General features: G+C 67.9%; 15 protein-coding genes. 9 read left to right on the forward strand and 6 right to left on the reverse strand.

What is annotated here, in order from left to right; genetic code table 11:
* Position 1 precedes the first annotated feature (1 nt).
* The 4 genes from G3I54_RS21855 (at position 2) to G3I54_RS21870 (ending at position 6,068) form a co-directional block, all read left to right on the forward strand.
* Positions 2-2,014, forward strand: a complete 2,013-nt coding sequence (locus G3I54_RS21855) for a helix-turn-helix domain-containing protein (protein ID WP_343240380.1) — start codon at positions 2-4, stop codon at positions 2,012-2,014.
* A 168-nt stretch (positions 2,015-2,182) separates the two neighbouring features.
* A complete protein-coding gene (locus G3I54_RS21860; RefSeq protein WP_343240381.1) occupies positions 2,183-2,584 on the forward strand; it encodes an XRE family transcriptional regulator in 402 nt (133 codons plus the stop codon).
* Positions 2,585-2,985: 401 nt separating this feature from the next.
* Positions 2,986-5,511: a type II toxin-antitoxin system prevent-host-death family antitoxin gene (locus G3I54_RS21865; protein WP_239144473.1), complete on the forward strand. Its 2,526-nt coding sequence runs from the start codon at positions 2,986-2,988 to the stop codon at positions 5,509-5,511.
* Entirely contained in the window at positions 5,511-6,068 is a 558-nt protein-coding gene (locus G3I54_RS21870) for a hypothetical protein (RefSeq protein WP_164616553.1), read from the forward strand. Before G3I54_RS21865 ends, G3I54_RS21870 begins: the two co-directional genes overlap by 1 nt.
* Positions 6,069-6,777: 709 nt before the next feature.
* On the opposite strand, the gene G3I54_RS21875 is transcribed toward G3I54_RS21870, so the two are convergent.
* Positions 6,778-7,068 (reverse strand): hypothetical protein, encoded by a 291-nt coding sequence (locus G3I54_RS21875; protein ID WP_164616554.1) that lies wholly within the window; start codon positions 7,066-7,068, stop codon positions 6,778-6,780.
* Between the two features lie 48 nt (positions 7,069-7,116).
* Here G3I54_RS21875 and G3I54_RS21880 point away from each other — a divergent pair, with 48 nt between their 5' ends.
* The gene (locus G3I54_RS21880; protein ID WP_164616555.1) at positions 7,117-8,133 is read left to right on the forward strand and encodes a nucleotide kinase domain-containing protein; all 1,017 of its coding nucleotides are present in this window, start codon (positions 7,117-7,119) and stop codon (positions 8,131-8,133) included.
* 86 nt (positions 8,134-8,219) lie between these two features.
* On the opposite strand, the gene G3I54_RS21885 is transcribed toward G3I54_RS21880, so the two are convergent.
* Genes G3I54_RS21885 through G3I54_RS21900 form a run of 4 tightly spaced genes read right to left on the reverse strand, consistent with a single transcriptional unit; the run spans position 8,220 to position 10,711 of the window.
* The gene (locus tag G3I54_RS21885; RefSeq protein ID WP_203686847.1) at positions 8,220-9,047 is read right to left on the reverse strand and encodes a hypothetical protein; all 828 of its coding nucleotides are present in this window, start codon (positions 9,045-9,047) and stop codon (positions 8,220-8,222) included.
* A gap of 52 nt (positions 9,048-9,099) precedes the next feature.
* Positions 9,100-10,017 (reverse strand): ImmA/IrrE family metallo-endopeptidase, encoded by a 918-nt coding sequence (locus tag G3I54_RS21890; protein ID WP_164616556.1) that lies wholly within the window; start codon positions 10,015-10,017, stop codon positions 9,100-9,102.
* On the reverse strand, positions 10,014-10,439 hold the full coding sequence (locus G3I54_RS21895; RefSeq protein ID WP_164616557.1) for a helix-turn-helix domain-containing protein: 426 nt from the start codon (positions 10,437-10,439) through the stop codon (positions 10,014-10,016). Before G3I54_RS21895 ends, G3I54_RS21890 begins: the two co-directional genes overlap by 4 nt.
* Positions 10,436-10,711, reverse strand: a complete 276-nt coding sequence (locus G3I54_RS21900) for a phosphopantetheine-binding protein (protein ID WP_164616558.1) — start codon at positions 10,709-10,711, stop codon at positions 10,436-10,438. The genes G3I54_RS21895 and G3I54_RS21900 overlap by 4 nt, the downstream gene beginning before the upstream one ends.
* Before the next feature lie 115 nt (positions 10,712-10,826).
* On the opposite strand from G3I54_RS21900, the gene G3I54_RS21905 reads away from it, so the two are divergent.
* Both G3I54_RS21905 and G3I54_RS21910 read left to right on the forward strand, forming a co-directional pair.
* Positions 10,827-11,717, forward strand: a complete 891-nt coding sequence (locus tag G3I54_RS21905) for a nucleoside triphosphate pyrophosphohydrolase family protein (RefSeq protein ID WP_164616559.1) — start codon at positions 10,827-10,829, stop codon at positions 11,715-11,717.
* A 226-nt stretch (positions 11,718-11,943) separates the two neighbouring features.
* Entirely contained in the window at positions 11,944-12,519 is a 576-nt protein-coding gene (locus tag G3I54_RS21910; RefSeq protein WP_164616560.1) for a hypothetical protein, read from the forward strand.
* A 115-nt stretch (positions 12,520-12,634) separates the two neighbouring features.
* Here G3I54_RS21910 and G3I54_RS21915 read toward each other — a convergent pair whose 3' ends face one another.
* Complete coding sequence (locus tag G3I54_RS21915; RefSeq protein ID WP_164616561.1) at positions 12,635-13,144, reverse strand: ATP-binding protein; 510 nt, start codon at positions 13,142-13,144, stop codon at positions 12,635-12,637.
* A gap of 180 nt (positions 13,145-13,324) precedes the next feature.
* Here G3I54_RS21915 and G3I54_RS21920 point away from each other — a divergent pair, with 180 nt between their 5' ends.
* The gene (locus G3I54_RS21920) at positions 13,325-13,558 is read left to right on the forward strand and encodes a DUF397 domain-containing protein (protein WP_069734961.1); all 234 of its coding nucleotides are present in this window, start codon (positions 13,325-13,327) and stop codon (positions 13,556-13,558) included.
* Between the two features lie 93 nt (positions 13,559-13,651).
* Positions 13,652-14,584: a helix-turn-helix transcriptional regulator gene (locus tag G3I54_RS21925; RefSeq protein ID WP_164616562.1), complete on the forward strand. Its 933-nt coding sequence runs from the start codon at positions 13,652-13,654 to the stop codon at positions 14,582-14,584.
* Positions 14,585-14,600 lie beyond the last annotated feature (16 nt).

Below are 14,600 nucleotides of genomic sequence, written 5' to 3' on the forward strand. Positions count from 1 at the left end.
CGTGACATACGAGCAGCCGGATCTCTTCGCCGCAGTCGACGCGCTGCTGGCGCAGGCAGAGCTCGACGCCCTGCCCGACCCGGACGAACGACGACGCCTACGAGAAGCAGCAGGCGTGGACGAACAGCAACTCGCCGCAACCCTCCGAGTGAGCATCCAGGACGTCGAAGCCTGGGAAAGCGGACGAGCCCAACCCCGACCGCCGCAACGAGCCGCCTACGCACGGTTCCTCGACGCGCTGGCACCGCTGCACCCGCCAGCCCCCGCGCATACCCCGACCTCCCAGGCACCCGCAGCGCCACGAAAACCCGCCGCCACCAACCCCGCGTCGACCCAGACTTCCGCACCCACCCACCGCGCGGTGCCCGCGCAACGGGCAGGTCACGGCCCCCTCGCAGTCCTGGACGGCGAAGAGAACGCCTACCTCAGCGACGGCACAACTCTGCACTGCCCGGCCACCACCCTCAGCCAACTCGTCAACTTCACCCTCCACCACACCCACCTGGGAGCCTCCCGCCTGCACCGCTACGGCAAGGACGCCGGCCCTCTCATCGTGCTCACGGCCGGCGCGACCACCCACTTCGGCCTACCTCTTTTCCTCGAGGACCGGCGCTCCCTGCGCCTTGCTGATGACCATCCCGCCGTGACCGAACTTGTCGGCGAAAACTGGCAGCTCACCCACCGAGGATTCGGCCCCTGGCCCCGGATCTACCGCCCCACCAGCAACAGACAACGCCAGTGCGTCCAACTCGCCATCCTCCCCTGGGATGCCTTCGAAGCGCGGTCCTGGGACAACATCGCCTCCTTTCCTCCCGCCCAGCTCGCGCAAGCCCTGGGGGACTATGCACATCGTGTCCTCACCCCGCGCGGGTCCACCGCAGTCAACGGCCAAGAACTGATGACGGCGCTGCGACCACCCACTCGCCCAGTCAAGGACCCCGCAACCGGCACCTGGCACCGGGGCGAGGTGCCCGGCTCCCTCACCGACCCCCACCCGCCCGCTCCACCCGAAGCTCCCGCCGAGCACCCCGCGGCCGTCGGCCGCCACGACAGCGACGTACTCGACGAGGAAGCCTACGACTGGGTCCGCGACCCCGGCCTGATCAGCGAACGGGAATCCGCCCAGCCCTTCGCCGTGGGCCTGGACATCAACACCGCCTTCCTCGCTGCAACCAACGGACTCACCGTCGGACTCGGCCGTGCCACCCACGTCCGCCACCCAGACTTCGACCCCAAAACCCCCGGCTGCTGGCTCGTCGACCTTTCCCACATTCCCCAGGATCCCCGCCTACCCAGCCCCTTCACCCCTGACGGCCACCCACCCCAACAGCCCGCCTGGTACGCCACGCCCACCCTCGCCTACGCCTACGAGCTCGGCTACAGCCCCGAGCCCCTCCAGGCATGGATCAGGCGTGAGAGCGGCCCCTACCTCAGCCCCTGGTACACCCACCTGCGCAACGCCTACGTCCAGACAATGGCCGAACTCGGTGTCACCACCGACCTCGACGCAGCGCAGTACCTCGATGCCATGACCCGCCACACCCAGCAGGACCCTGGCCAAGCAGCCGTCCTGAGGGCGATCAAAGCCACCGTCAAAGGAGGCATCGGCAAGCTCCGGGAACGTCCCCAAGGGGCCCACCACCAGCCCGGACAACCCTGGCCCGCCCTCGATCGGCCCACCTGGCGGCCTGACATCCGCGCTGCGGTCATCTCCAAGGCCCGAACCAACATGCACCGGAAAATCCAGAAGCTAGCCGCAGCCGGCCACTACCCCCTCGCCGTCCTGTCCGACTGCGTCGTCTATCCCAGCGGCGGCCCCTCGCCGCTGGACTTCCTTCCCCTGACGCCGGACACCGGCCTGCCCCTGCCCGGCACCTTCCGCCTCGGAGTCTCGCCCGGCATGGCCAAACACGAAGGAACACAGCCCATGTCCTGGGCAGCCGCCCTGCTAAGAGAAGGAGGCAACCCTGCCCGCCACATCCACGGACCGGACGCTGCACAGCAAGGAGAATAGGAGAACAGGACCGTGGGACCTATCGGGGAGAGCCTCAATCGCGCGACCGCACAACACTTCACCCGCCCTCTGCCTCACAGCCCCGCAGCCCAACTCCGCTATCTCCTCAAGTTGGACAAAGGCAGACCCCACCGGGTCGCAGCACGACTGAACATCAGCCCCCGAACCGTGCAGCGCTATCTCAACGGGCAGAGCGTCCGGCCGCGACCCGCCCTCGCCGCCCGTCTCCGCCAAGAGGTTGAAGCTCACTGGCAACCCCGCGCCCGCAACCGTGCTGCCGCCCGGCAAGCGGCCGTCGCCGGCCTCACCGTTGAAACACGCGCCACGTTCGGCTACACCGCAGCCCGCGGAACCACCGATGAAAGCCGTCCCCGCCGCCTCACCCAGCGGCTCAACCCCGAATACGCGACACCCCTGCTCGAGGCCCATGCCGAAGGAGCCGGAGAAGACCGGTTGGCCCAGCTCATCGCCGCCGGACTGCAAGACTCCTACTTCCAAGACGGCGGGCATCGAGCAACTGGTCTGCGAGTGGAGCTTCACGAGATCGACTACATCGACATCCGTATCTAGCGGCCACCGCCCCCTACTGTCTCTCAACCAAGTCAGCCAGGCACCACCTCGTGTGCCTGGACAGGCCGAGCTACCCCTGCCAGATGCTCTCTCGGACACATGCCCGGCGGATACGCCTGCCGGCCTCGCCCCGTACCCGACACCCAGCGGTGCCAGGCCCACTGTGCCGCTAAGCCGAGCCAGCACGGTCACTACTGCAACATCTGCAGCCAAGTGCCCTAGCGGACCGGTCGTCGTCTCCTAACGCCGCACCACGCCTTTCCAGTGACCTCAAGACGCCACACCGCTCCCGAGACGCCAATACGCATGAAAGCATCGCCCATTACTTATCGATGAGCGTTACTAACGTACTCGAACGTGTTAGCTTTTCTTTGCTCTTGTTGAGAGAGGATGCGGAGGGGATGAGTATGAGCCGAGGCGAACTCAGCCGTCAGGCGGCCGAACCAGAGTCCCTGACAGTGGAGCAGGCTCGTGCTGCCCTGCATGCCCGGGTGAAGGCGGCCGAGGAGGGCCAGGTCACCTACGTGCGCCGACGTCACGACGAGGCAGTGCTGGCTCCGCTGGATCATCTGCCCGCAGCACGGGACGCCGGATCGGGGCTGACCACGCACACCCTGACCAGCGCGCAGAAAGACCTGGGCGACCTGGTGAGAGCTGCTGCAGCGGGAGACCCTCAAGTCCTCCTGCGCCGCTCGGTCCCCGTGGCCGTCCTCCTGCCCGCCCGCTCCCAACCGCCAGGTCCTTCCAGCCCGGCACTCAACGCTGAACCGCCGACCGGCCACACGGGCAGCCCGAGCGTTCCCCCGCAGGCGGAGGGCGTAGCTCAAGAGGCCTCGTCAGTCACGAACGCCACCCCGCGCAGACTGGCGGCCCTGGGCGACGTCATCGGTGAAGTCCGCACCTCCGTAGCGCTCCCCGCCCCGCAGTTCGGGCTCGCGGACCTGGACGCCGCCGTCGGCGGCCTTCAGCCCGGCCGCTTCGTTCTTGTCGCCGCAGCCCCAGGAGCAGGCGGAAGCCTCCTCGCCCTGGCTGCGGCGCGCCACACCGCGCTCGTGGCCAACCAACGAGTGCTCTACGCCGCTTCCGGCCTGACCCGAGCAGATGTCGCGCGACGGATCGTGGCAGCAGAGACCGGCGCCGACTACCGCCGGCTCGCCACCAACACCCTCACCGGACACGAGCACACTGCAGCGCAGAAAGCCGAGGCCCGCCTCACCCAGGCCCCGCTCCTCATCGACGACGGCAGCGCACTGACCGCCGAGGCGATCGCCCAGACCGCCCCCTACGTCAACGACCTGGCCCTGATTGTCGTGGACCGCCTCCAATGCGCACCGGCCGCTCACATCCCCCTGTCGGGGGACCAGCTTCCCGCAGCCGCCCGTACGCTGACGCGCCTGGCCCGGCAGTCCGGACTTCCCGTGCTCGCGGTCATCGACACCGACGATCCGCACCTCATCCAACAGCTGGATCCGGACGTCACCATCCACCTCACCCTCCGCAAGAACGACGGCACCGCCGAAATCACGGTCGCTGAGAGGGACTTCGGACCGCTGGCCACCGCCCGCCTCAACGAGGACCTGGCCCACGCCCGCTTCACCAACCTCCACCACTCCCTGGCCCACGATGTCGAGGACCAGCTCCTGCGCGCTGCTCTGCCCTTCACCTCCGGCGCCCGCCAGGGCCTGCCCGCCCCCGCCCAGCAGATCCTGGCCGCCTTCCGGGACGCGAAGAGCCAGGGCGACGAAGGACTGCTGGCCACGCTGCGCGACCCCATGGCCGAACTGGCAGCCAACCCCCCGGCGCTGAACGACGGCCCGCTGGAACAGCAGCTGCGTACCGCGCTGAACGCCTACGCCACCGCGTCGGCATCGCCCCTTCCGCGCTCCGCCGAACCGGAGCAGACCGCCTCATCAGCACCACGCCCCGCCGCGGCTGCGACGGTCGCCCACCAGCGAGAGGACGCTGAGCCGGGGGAAGAGGTGATGGAGCTGCAGCCGGGCGACGAGCACGAGTCGAAGGACGCGGTCTTCCCCGGCTTGAGCATCCTGAGGGAAAGCATCAGCCGCTCCAAGATGCACCCTCTCCCGGCAGTCCGCGCCGACCAGCGTGAAAACGTGCCGTGGACGCTGTTCCGCGAGTTCATGGACGGTGAACCGCGCTGGGTCCACCCGGAGGTCGAGCGCGTCCGCAACGGCGCGGGCAAGCGCGACACCCTCATCGTTCCCGACAGCTTCGCTCCCGGCGCGCTGTGCACCATCGACCGCAACGGCTCCTATCCGTCGGCCTGCTCCGCTGTTCCCCTCGCCCCCAACAAACTCCTCCACACCGGGGCTCTTCCGGAACGCACCCGCGACCAGGCCGGCATCTTCTACATCGACGTCCCCTCCTGGGCCCACACCCAGATGCCCCACCCGCTGGGACGACTCGCTGATCGGGCCGACGCTCATGGCCGGGTATGGGCCGTCACCTCCCACATCCAGCTCATCGAACGCCTCATCAAATCCGGGCACATCACCGAACCCCTCCGTATCCACGACTCCTGGACCGGGCGTGCCAACGAGAGCCTCTTCCAGCACTTCTACAAGGAAGCCCGACGCGCCCGGACCGAACTCGTCGACGCCGCAGGCGCACCCTACGACCAGTACAAACGTCGGCTGTCCATCGCACTGCGTCTGCTGTGGCCCAAGGGCGACACGGTGAAGTCCCCCTTCTGGCGGCCCGACTGGCGCATGAGCGTCGTCGCGGAAGCATCCGTCCGGCACTGGGTCACCGCATGGAAGGCAGTCCAGGCCGGACACACCCTGATCGCCCTGCGCAACGTCGACGAGGCCGTCTTCCACACCCCTGACGGCACAGCGCCCGACACCTACAAGGTCGGCACCGGCTTCGGCGAGGTCAAGGTCAAGCACGGTCAGGAGAACCCCTGATGGCCCAGGGAGCCACCCTCGGCGAAGCCCTCAACCACCTGCTGCGCGACCACGGAGCCCGACCGGCGGGCCGCCTCACGTCCTACCGGGCCAAGCAGTGGCACGCTCAGCTCGTCCAGCTGACAGCAACCCGCCACGGCTACGAAGCCCTCGAACGCGCAGGCCTCACCGTCACAGCCCGGACTCTGATCCACTGGCTGTCGGAACCCGAATACGCCGTGCGCCGCAGCTACCAGGAACAGATCAGAACCGCCTACGAAGACGCGGCCACGACCCCAGCCACACCACTGCCACCGGACTTCAAGGTCCACCAGTTCCGCATCACCGGCACCGTCCAGATCGCACGCGACATCCGGGACCGCGGGACTGGAGGCGAAGCCCCGTTGCGCATCGACGGCAGAAACGGAGCGTGGGCCCGAATCGAACAGGCCTGGCTGGCAGGCCAGCTGACCGACGAAGTCTTCGAGGAGTACTTCATCGATGACATCGTCGTGGAGGACATCGGCGACGGGACCGACGGCTGGCAGTTTCCCGGAAGCTGGTACCAGGTGGTCTGAGGCATCGGCTCGAGCACTTCTTGCACGGTCAGCGCCATAGGTGCGTCTCGATGAACCGACGTCCGGGACGTCTTCGCCGTCCCCGTATCGCTGCACCCGCGCAAGCCCGGATGCAGTCCGGCGTTGCCATGGACGCGAGGGAATTCACCGTCACTCGCCGAAGCCAAGTGGCAGGGTGCGTGGTGCGTTTGGGTCGCTGATGGTCTGGCGGCGAACCGCAGCGAGCAGGAGCGCGTGCGCCCCTCGCTTTCTGAAGCGCGCCTTGAGTGCACCGTTCAGGTGGCCGTGCTGCGCAACGCTCTGGAGCAGGGGGTCGTCCAAGGCCCGCTGGAGCGTTCCAAGCCGGGACGCCTCGGCTTTCTACAGCCTCACCGCCCCCACCGCAGCCCTGTCCGTCTTCTAGCCCGGTCGTGCTGTTCGCACTGATGCGGTGCGGGCGAAGGGCGTTGCCGCGAGGCCGAGACGGACACGCCCTCGAAGTGGCTGCAGGCACCGCAGTGCTGGCACTGCTGCGTTCGGTCTCCCCGAGAACGGTCCCCCCCTAGACAAGCGTGCTGGCGGCTCACTGAACGCACACATCCTGAGGCTGGCCGCTGCTATCCCGGACGTCGGTCTTGCAGTTGCCCACGAGGCCATTGCGCCCGGCCCCGAATCCGGGGTCCGATCTGGTGTTCTTCAGCCTCCAGTGACTGGTGAGGGTTCTGCTCGTTTAGGAAGATGTGGCGCGCCGCGGCCCGGGGGAGCGCACCACGGGAAGGTCACTGCGGTCGTGGTCCTCGGCAAGGGCGTCGGCCGGCAAGCGGCGGTAATTGTGCAGCAAGGACGCGAGCACCTCGGGGTCCGTTTCCGCGGCTGCGACGAGTGCCGCCAGCAGCTCTGCCCGGGAGGTGCGTTCACCGGCTGCCGCTGCAGCGCGCACGAGGATGTTCAACCGCCGGTCGATGTCCTCGGGCCAGACCACGGAGGTCTGGTGGCGCTGCTGATGGCACAGCAATTCCACGGTACCCCCTCGGTGACATCGGTCATATATCGAATATATATTGCGTGCATGGTGACGTTGCTGCAAGACCGTCAAGCCTCCGCGCGTGAGGACGCTGCACCCGAAGCGGTGCGGGTGGCGGGCCGGACGCTGCAACCGACACCAGTGTTCGCCACCTACTGGCGTTTCGCCGCTGCCCGGCAGGCGGTATACGAGGCCCGGCTGGAGGGCAAGCCTAGGCCCTGGACCGATGACCCGATCCTGGCCAGCCACCGCTTTACCAACTGCTACCGTGCCGCCGACCGTGTCAGCCAGACCCTGATCCGCGACGTGATCTATCAAGGGCCGCAGGAGTGGGAGAACGTCTTCTTCCGCACGCTTCTGTTCAAGGTCTTCAACAAGGAAGCCACCTGGCAGCGCTTGACCCGCGCCGTGGGGGAGGTGCGCTGGGACACCTACGACTACCAGGCCTACGACCGGGTCCTGTCATCCGCCTTCGCCCAGGGAGAGCGGCTCTACTCGGCTGCCTATATCGTTCCGCCGCCGCAGTTGGGGCAGAAGCGCAAGCACCGCAACCACTTGCGGCTGCTGGAGCTGATGATGACCACCGGCGCGCCCGACCGCCTCCTGCGAGCTGGCACGATGCGCGAGGCCTACGAGGTCCTGCTCAGCTACCCGGCACTCGGACCGTTCTTGGCATACCAGTTCACCATCGACCTGAACTACGCTCCGCAGCTGGAGTTCTCGGAGATGGACTTCGTCGTGCCCGGTCCCGGTGCGCGCGACGGTATCCGCAAGTGCTTCGGGCCCGAGGCTGACGGCATCGAAGCAGACGTCATCCGCTACATGGCGGACTCCCAGGAACAGCACTTTTCCCGCCTGCAGTTGCCCTTCACCGGGCTGAAGGGCCGGCCTCTGCAGCTCATCGACTGCCAGAACCTGTTCTGCGAGGTCGACAAGTACGCACGCGTCGCGCATCCCGAGATCGCCGGCATCAGCGGCCGCAGTCGGATCAAACAGGCATACCGGCACGACGCGGCCCCCGTGAAGGCGTGGTTCCCGCCCAAGTGGGGCCTCGACACCTGAAGGCCAGGGCAACGCCAGCGGCATGGCAGCCCCTCGGGGTACGCCGGTGCCAGAGGAGTGCCTGGACGGCCGGAAGTGCTCTTGAATCAAGCGCCGAGGCTGAAGAGCGGTGCGGTCACAGCGTTCTGGACGGCGTCGAGTTCCAGCTTCGTGCAGTCGAGACGTGCGCACCCGGCCATCACGGTCAGGGTTCCCGGGGTGAGGCCAGCGTGTCGTGCCACCCATGCGCACAGATGCCCCAGAGCCAGGTAGTTGCCGTAGGCGCGGGCGAACATGTAGTGGCTGCGGTAGTACGCGGCCAGGTGCACGGTATTGGTCGATCCATCGAGCTGGAATGAGCAGTGGCTCAGGCACGGAAAGTCCAGTGTCTGGGTGTCCATTGCAGCCGCCCGGATCACGGCCTCGGACTCATGCGGCCCGTCCTCCCACCTGTCGTCGTCGGTCACCTGGGCAGTTCCCGCTTCGTAGACCGCGCTCCATTTGGATGACGTGCGCAGCTTGGCGAGCCTCCGGATGACCCGTGCGAGCTGGTCCACCGGCTCCGGCTTCTCCAGTGTTCCGGGGTAGGCAACAAGCCGCCCGAAATAGGTGCCGTGCGTATTGCGGCGGACCTCCTGCAAACGCGGGTAGAAGGCGCGGTATCGGTCGGTGAGCTCCTCGTGGGTGCTGCAGGTCGCGGCCAGAGCGACCGGGAAGAGCGTGTTGACCACCGTGTCGATCGAGTACAGCGGATCCTTGCTGCGGGCTGCCCGCACCCGGTCGAGTTCGGTGCGCAGGTGGGCGTCCTCTTTGAGCGGCTCCGCAATGCGCACCACGGTGTGGAAGGCCTTCTTCCCGGGGACCTTGGACAGGCGGGCACAGGCCTCCAGCCATGCGCGGGAGACGTCCGGGGCGTCGACGGTGAAGGTGTGCATCGGCTCGCTCCTTGATCGGCGGATGGTAGGCGCCGTGCGGTGGTGCAGTGCGTCAGGACCAGAAGTGATCGGAGCCTTCGCGGCCGGGGGTGCGCCGCAGGGAGATGAGGAACGGCCCGGAGCCGTCAGTGACCGCGCTCAGGACCGTGTCCTCGACGAGGCCGTCACCCACCCACAGGGCCCGCGAGGGCTCTGGAGCAGGGATGCCGAGGAGGGTCAGCTGCCCGGCCGCATCCGGAGCGTCGGCGCTCACTCCTGCAGGGAGATCCTCGAACCGCCCCCCGGGTACCGCCAGCAGCAGGCAGTCGCCGGAGGTGACGTGCAGTGTGCCGCCGTGCGCCTCAGCGGTCAGTACGTGGACATGCGCCTGGCGGCCGACCGGCAGGCCGCCGGACAACTGGGCCTTGAGGTCGGCGGGGGAGTGTTTCAGCCACTCCGTCTCCATATGGCGGTCGATCATCTTGAGCCGCACGAGGTGCCGCACGGCAGTTGCGTAGGGAACGCCGAGCCATCGGGCCATCCGGTACACGTCTGCAGGCGCTTCCGGGAGATCCAGGCCGCAGCGGTCCAGCGCCGCCCGTGCAGCGGGGCGGGGCATCAGGAACCAGGAGGCGAAGGCTTCCGCCTCCCGCTCGTGCTGCGGCCACCCTTCGCCCCACCGGCCGGATGCCTGGTCCTGATGGTCGACGCTGGTCCCGTGGAACATCCGGTGGTGTCCCAGCTCGTGCGCGGCCGTGTGCCGCATGGCCACTTCCTCCAGGCCGGTGTTGACCAGGCAGCCGGGTGCGGCTCCGCTGTTGTCGTCCACGTACAGCCCCAGCAGGCCTCCGAGCTTCTGGCCCATCACCTCCACACCCGCCCGGCGCAGGGCCCCGAACACGTCAATGTAGGCATCAACCCCGGCGACGAGTTCGTCGTGAGCCTGGGCCGCTGCGATCATCGCGGCCCCATGAGCGTCGTTCCAGCTCACGCACCGCCCTCCGGGCCCAGGGACGGGCGCAGCACCCCATCCTCCTCTTCCGCCTGGCGCCGGGCGTGCAGGTACTGGATGAACTTCGCCACCTCGATGCGGTCGCCCTCACTCAACGGGCGCCCGGTCCGCGGCAGACCGGCGAGCGCGTGCTCACCCGCATCGGCTGCCTCCTCCTCGTCCAGGAAGTACGAGGCGGGAAGTCGGTAGAGGCGTGCGAGCTTCTGTAGTTCCATCACTTCCACCCTCCGCATCCCCCGCTCGATGTCGCTGACGGCCGACCGGACAATTCCCGTACGCTCGGCCACCTGTTGCTGGGAGAGCCCCAGGTACTCCCGCGTGCTCTTCAGCCGCAAGCCCAGCCGAACCCGCTGCTCGGCCTGGTCGTCGGACCCGGTCGGGGATGGCACGTTGCCGTTCATGGTTGCTCCTTGGCCTGCATGGTGTCGTACACGGTCTCGGCGAACGTCCATACCGAGCGCAGAGATCGCCCGGCCTCCGCGTCCGCCGGCACCTTGACCCCGAAGCGCTTCTCGACGCGCGCCAGGATCTCCATGACGAGAACGGAGTCGACGGGCAAGTGCCGCCCGCCGGAAGCCAGTTCTTCGTACACATCCTCGCGAGGCCTGTTCTGGTGCTCGGCAAGGAGGCCGATCACGATGTCCACGATCTCCTGGACGCTCTGTGTCGGCATGCTCCGCATCCGGTCCCTTCGCTGAACTTCCGGACGAGGAGCCCGGCATGACCTAGTGTAGGGCGATGTCGGGAAATCCGACAAGGGTGTTGGAAGATCGTTCATTGGAGAAGGTGTGCATCTCGCCCGATACCAGCACGCAGCCCTCAAAACCCTGCAGCCCGCCGCCGAAGGCGCCGACCCCGCCCTGGTGCCGCTGCTCGGCCTGGTCGGCGAAGTCGGCTCCGTGGCCACCGCTTACAAGAAGCGCCTGCGCGACGGCGACGACGCCGGCCTCTCGAAGCCCCAACTGCGCGAAGAGCTCGGCGACGTCCTGTGGTACACCGCCACCCTCGCCCACCTCCTCGGGCTCGACCTCGAAGACATCGCCGCCGCCAGCCTCGAAAAGACCAAGGACCGCTGGCGCGCCACCCCCGGCACCGAACGCCCCCACTTCGACGCCGACTACCCCGCCCACGAACAACTGCCACGCCGCGCCACGGTCACGTTCACCCCCACCCGCCAGCCCGACGGCCGTTCCGTCATCGTCCTCACCCGCGAGGACGGCACTCGCGCCGGCGACCCCCTCACCAGCGCGAGTCACATCGAGGACGACTACCGTTTCCACGACGCCTTCCACCTCGCCCACGCGGCCGTCCTGGGCTGGTCACCCGTCACCCGGTTCCTCCTCGGCCGCAAACGCCGCAGCCGCCCCGGCATGGACGAAGCCGAAGACGGAGGCCGCGCCATCGCCATCGAGGAGGGCATCAGCGCCCTCGTCTTCTCCTATGCCAGCCGACACCACTACTTCGACGGCGCCCGCCACGTCGATCACGAACTGCTCATCACCATCGACCACATGACCGCCCACCTCGAAGTCAGCGTCCTGCGGGCCGCGGACTGGGAGAAGGCGATCATGGCCGGATACATGGCCTGGCAACAACTACGCAAGCACGGCGGAGGGCAACTGGAACTCGACCTGGACGAACAGACGCTGACCTTCATTGGGCCCCCGGACGGAACCTGAGGGCCGCTATGGGGTCTTCACGAGGTTCTCGTCCAGGCTGCACGGCGTAACGGAGGCTGGTCCAGCTGGCCGGGTCATCCCTGCGTTCCGGATTCCTGTCCGAACGGCGACGGAGCAGCCCCGTTCCGGTGGTTGGCGTGCGGCTAACGCACTGCGGGTTGGCTTGATCTATGTGGGTACGATCGTCGCTACACGCCCCCCCCCACGTTGAGAGCCGAGGACTTACATGTCTGGAAACCTTCCCGTTCAGAGTGTCACGGCCGATTATGCGCAGCGGGTCGCTGATGACCTGGCGGCAAACAGGAGTGATCAGGAGCGCGTGCGCGGCGAGCTGGCGCGGTTGCAGGATGAGCTGGTCCGGTTGGAGGACAGCGAGCAGGTCCTGACGAAGATGCAGGACGTGCTCGGCGGTACACCCAAGCAGACCGCGAAGCAGCGCAAGGGCGGCAAGGGGGCCGCGGTTCCCGCGGCGCGAGGCTCCAACCGTAAGAAGGCAGCAGGGAAGGCGGCTGTCGCCGCCGGGCGCAAGGCTTCCAAGAGGACTGCGTCGCCGAAGAAGGCGGGGGGGCCGACGTGGCTGGAGCTGACCACTGCTTACCTGGGAGGGCAGAGCGAGCCGCGGTCGGCGGCAGAAGTAGCGGCCTCGCTCACTGAGGCGCATCCTGAGCGCGCGGTTCAGGTGGCGGTGGTGCGCAACTCTCTGGAGCAGGGGGTCGCCCAGGGGCTGCTGGAGCGTTCCAAGCAGGGACGTTCGGTCTTCTACAGCCCCACCGCTCCTGCCTCGGCTGCGTCCGGTTCCTAGCCGGAGTCGGTTGCTTCAGACGGGTAGCCGGCAAGCCCGTTCACACATCGAGAAGCCCTGACCGACTGCCGCGAGTGCTTCTCCCTCGAGCCCGCAGGCTGATGTCCAGGGCTTCTCAGGGCTTCCGGGGGGCCGCAGCGGGAGGTAATGCCAGGCGTGCCCAGACGGCTTTGCCGGTGGCGCCGGAGGGTTTCCATCCCCATCCCTCGCTGAGTGCCTCGACGATGGGCAGTCCGCGGTGGTCCTCGGCCAGGGGAGCGGGCGGTGTGAGTCGGGGTCTGCGCTGGCTGGGGTCGTAGACCACGCAGAGCAGGCTGTGCGGGCGCCGGGTCAGGGCCAGCCATAAGACGGGAGGGCTGCCGTCGGGCAGGGGGGTGCGGCGTTTGCCGTGGCGTACCGCGTTGGCGACGAGTTCGGATGCGATCTGCACAGCGTCCTCGCGCACGGGGTTCAGGTTCCAGCGGTGGATGACGTCGGAGGTGAACTTCCGTGCGTCTCTCAGGCACAGGGTGTTCGTGCTGATGCGGTGGGCGGCGAAGGGCGGTGCCGCGAGCGCGAGCCGGGACGCGGCCCCGGCGTGGCCGCGGGTACTGGGGTGCTGGCGCTGATGCGTTCGGTTTTCCATGAACGGTTTCCCCGTAAGTGAGCATGTCGGCGGCTCACTGCATCTTGTCCCGCTACCTGACGCGCTAATGCTCGTTCCTGGAAGGACGGCTGAAATTTCAGCGGCTCAGGTCGCACGAATGTTCCCGCCAACGGGTGTGGGCGGCTGCGGCCGAGGGGCCGACAGGAGGGCAGATCTTCAATGACAGTGCAGGTCAACGGTGTAAGTGCTGAGACGATCACAGGAGCGGTCTGGCGGAAGAGCGCACGGAGTAACGCGGCCGGAAACTGTGTGGAAGTCGCCCGACTGGAGGGGGGAGAAATCGCCGTGCGCAACTCCCGATACCCCGCAGGGCCGGCACTGGTCTACACCCCGGCCGAGATGGAATCGTTTCTCCTTGGCGTGAAGGACGGCGAGTTCGACTTCGCCCTGTAGCCGTTCGTGAGGCGTTGGCCTATGCATGCTTCCTCTATGTCAGGCTGACATACTGGCGACCCGGACAAGGGGGCTCAGGGGAGGTATTCGCAAATGACTGGCCAGCACGGGGAAAACCGCTCTATACGCGGTTTCGCGCCCCGGCCGCACCTCGGTGCGGCAGCCCACCGCAGAGCCCTCGGCGAGCACCTGCGACGCTGCCGCACCGGCATCGGGATGACCGGGAAAGCCGCGGCCCGCCACATCGGCACCTCCGGGCCGACCGTGAGCCGGCTGGAGAAGGGCGAACGCACCGAGAGCGCCGGCCAGCACGCCACCGCCCTGCTGCGCCTGTGCGGAGTTACCGACCACCAGGAGCTCTCCCACGCACAGTTGATTGCGGCTCAGGGCGAGGAGCCGGACGCCTGGGAGGCGTACGGCAACTCCATCGCCCGCTGGGTGCAGCCGCTGCTCGCTCTCGAACCGGCCGCCCAGCGGATCATGGCCTACGAACCACAGCTCGTCCCCGGCTGGCTGCAGACCTCCGAATACGCCCAGCTCGTCATCCGCGCGGGCTTCCCCGACCTGCCGCAGGCTGACGTCGAAGCCCGCGCACGGGCCCGGACCAACCGCCTGACCATGTTCCACCGGGACCAGGACCCGCCGGCCATGGTCGCGATCATGGATGAAGACGTGCTGCGCCGCCCAGTGGGCAGCCCCGGCGTGCTGTACCGGCAGATCCAGCACCTGATCCAGCTCCTCAAGAGCGACCTGCGGCACCGAATCAGCCTGCACATCGCTCCGCTGTCGATGGGGATGACCGGCGCTGTAGGGCATCCGATCGTTCATCTGCGGTTCGCCGACGCCCTGCTGTCCGACTTCGTCTACCTCGAGCAGAGCGAAGGCGCCCGCTGCGTCGAGGGCGAGGGAGAGGCGGAACGCTACCTGTCGCGTATCACCACGCTGTCCGGGATGGCCAACCCCGCAGCCCTCACCCTGACCCAGCTGGAGGACCGGCTCGACGAGCTGGACACCGGCCGCCAATGACGCCGCCGGGGCCGGT

It is taken from the genome of Streptomyces sp. SID14515, from assembly GCF_010548505.1.
GTDB lineage: Bacteria > Actinomycetota > Actinomycetes > Streptomycetales > Streptomycetaceae > Streptomyces > Streptomyces caviscabies.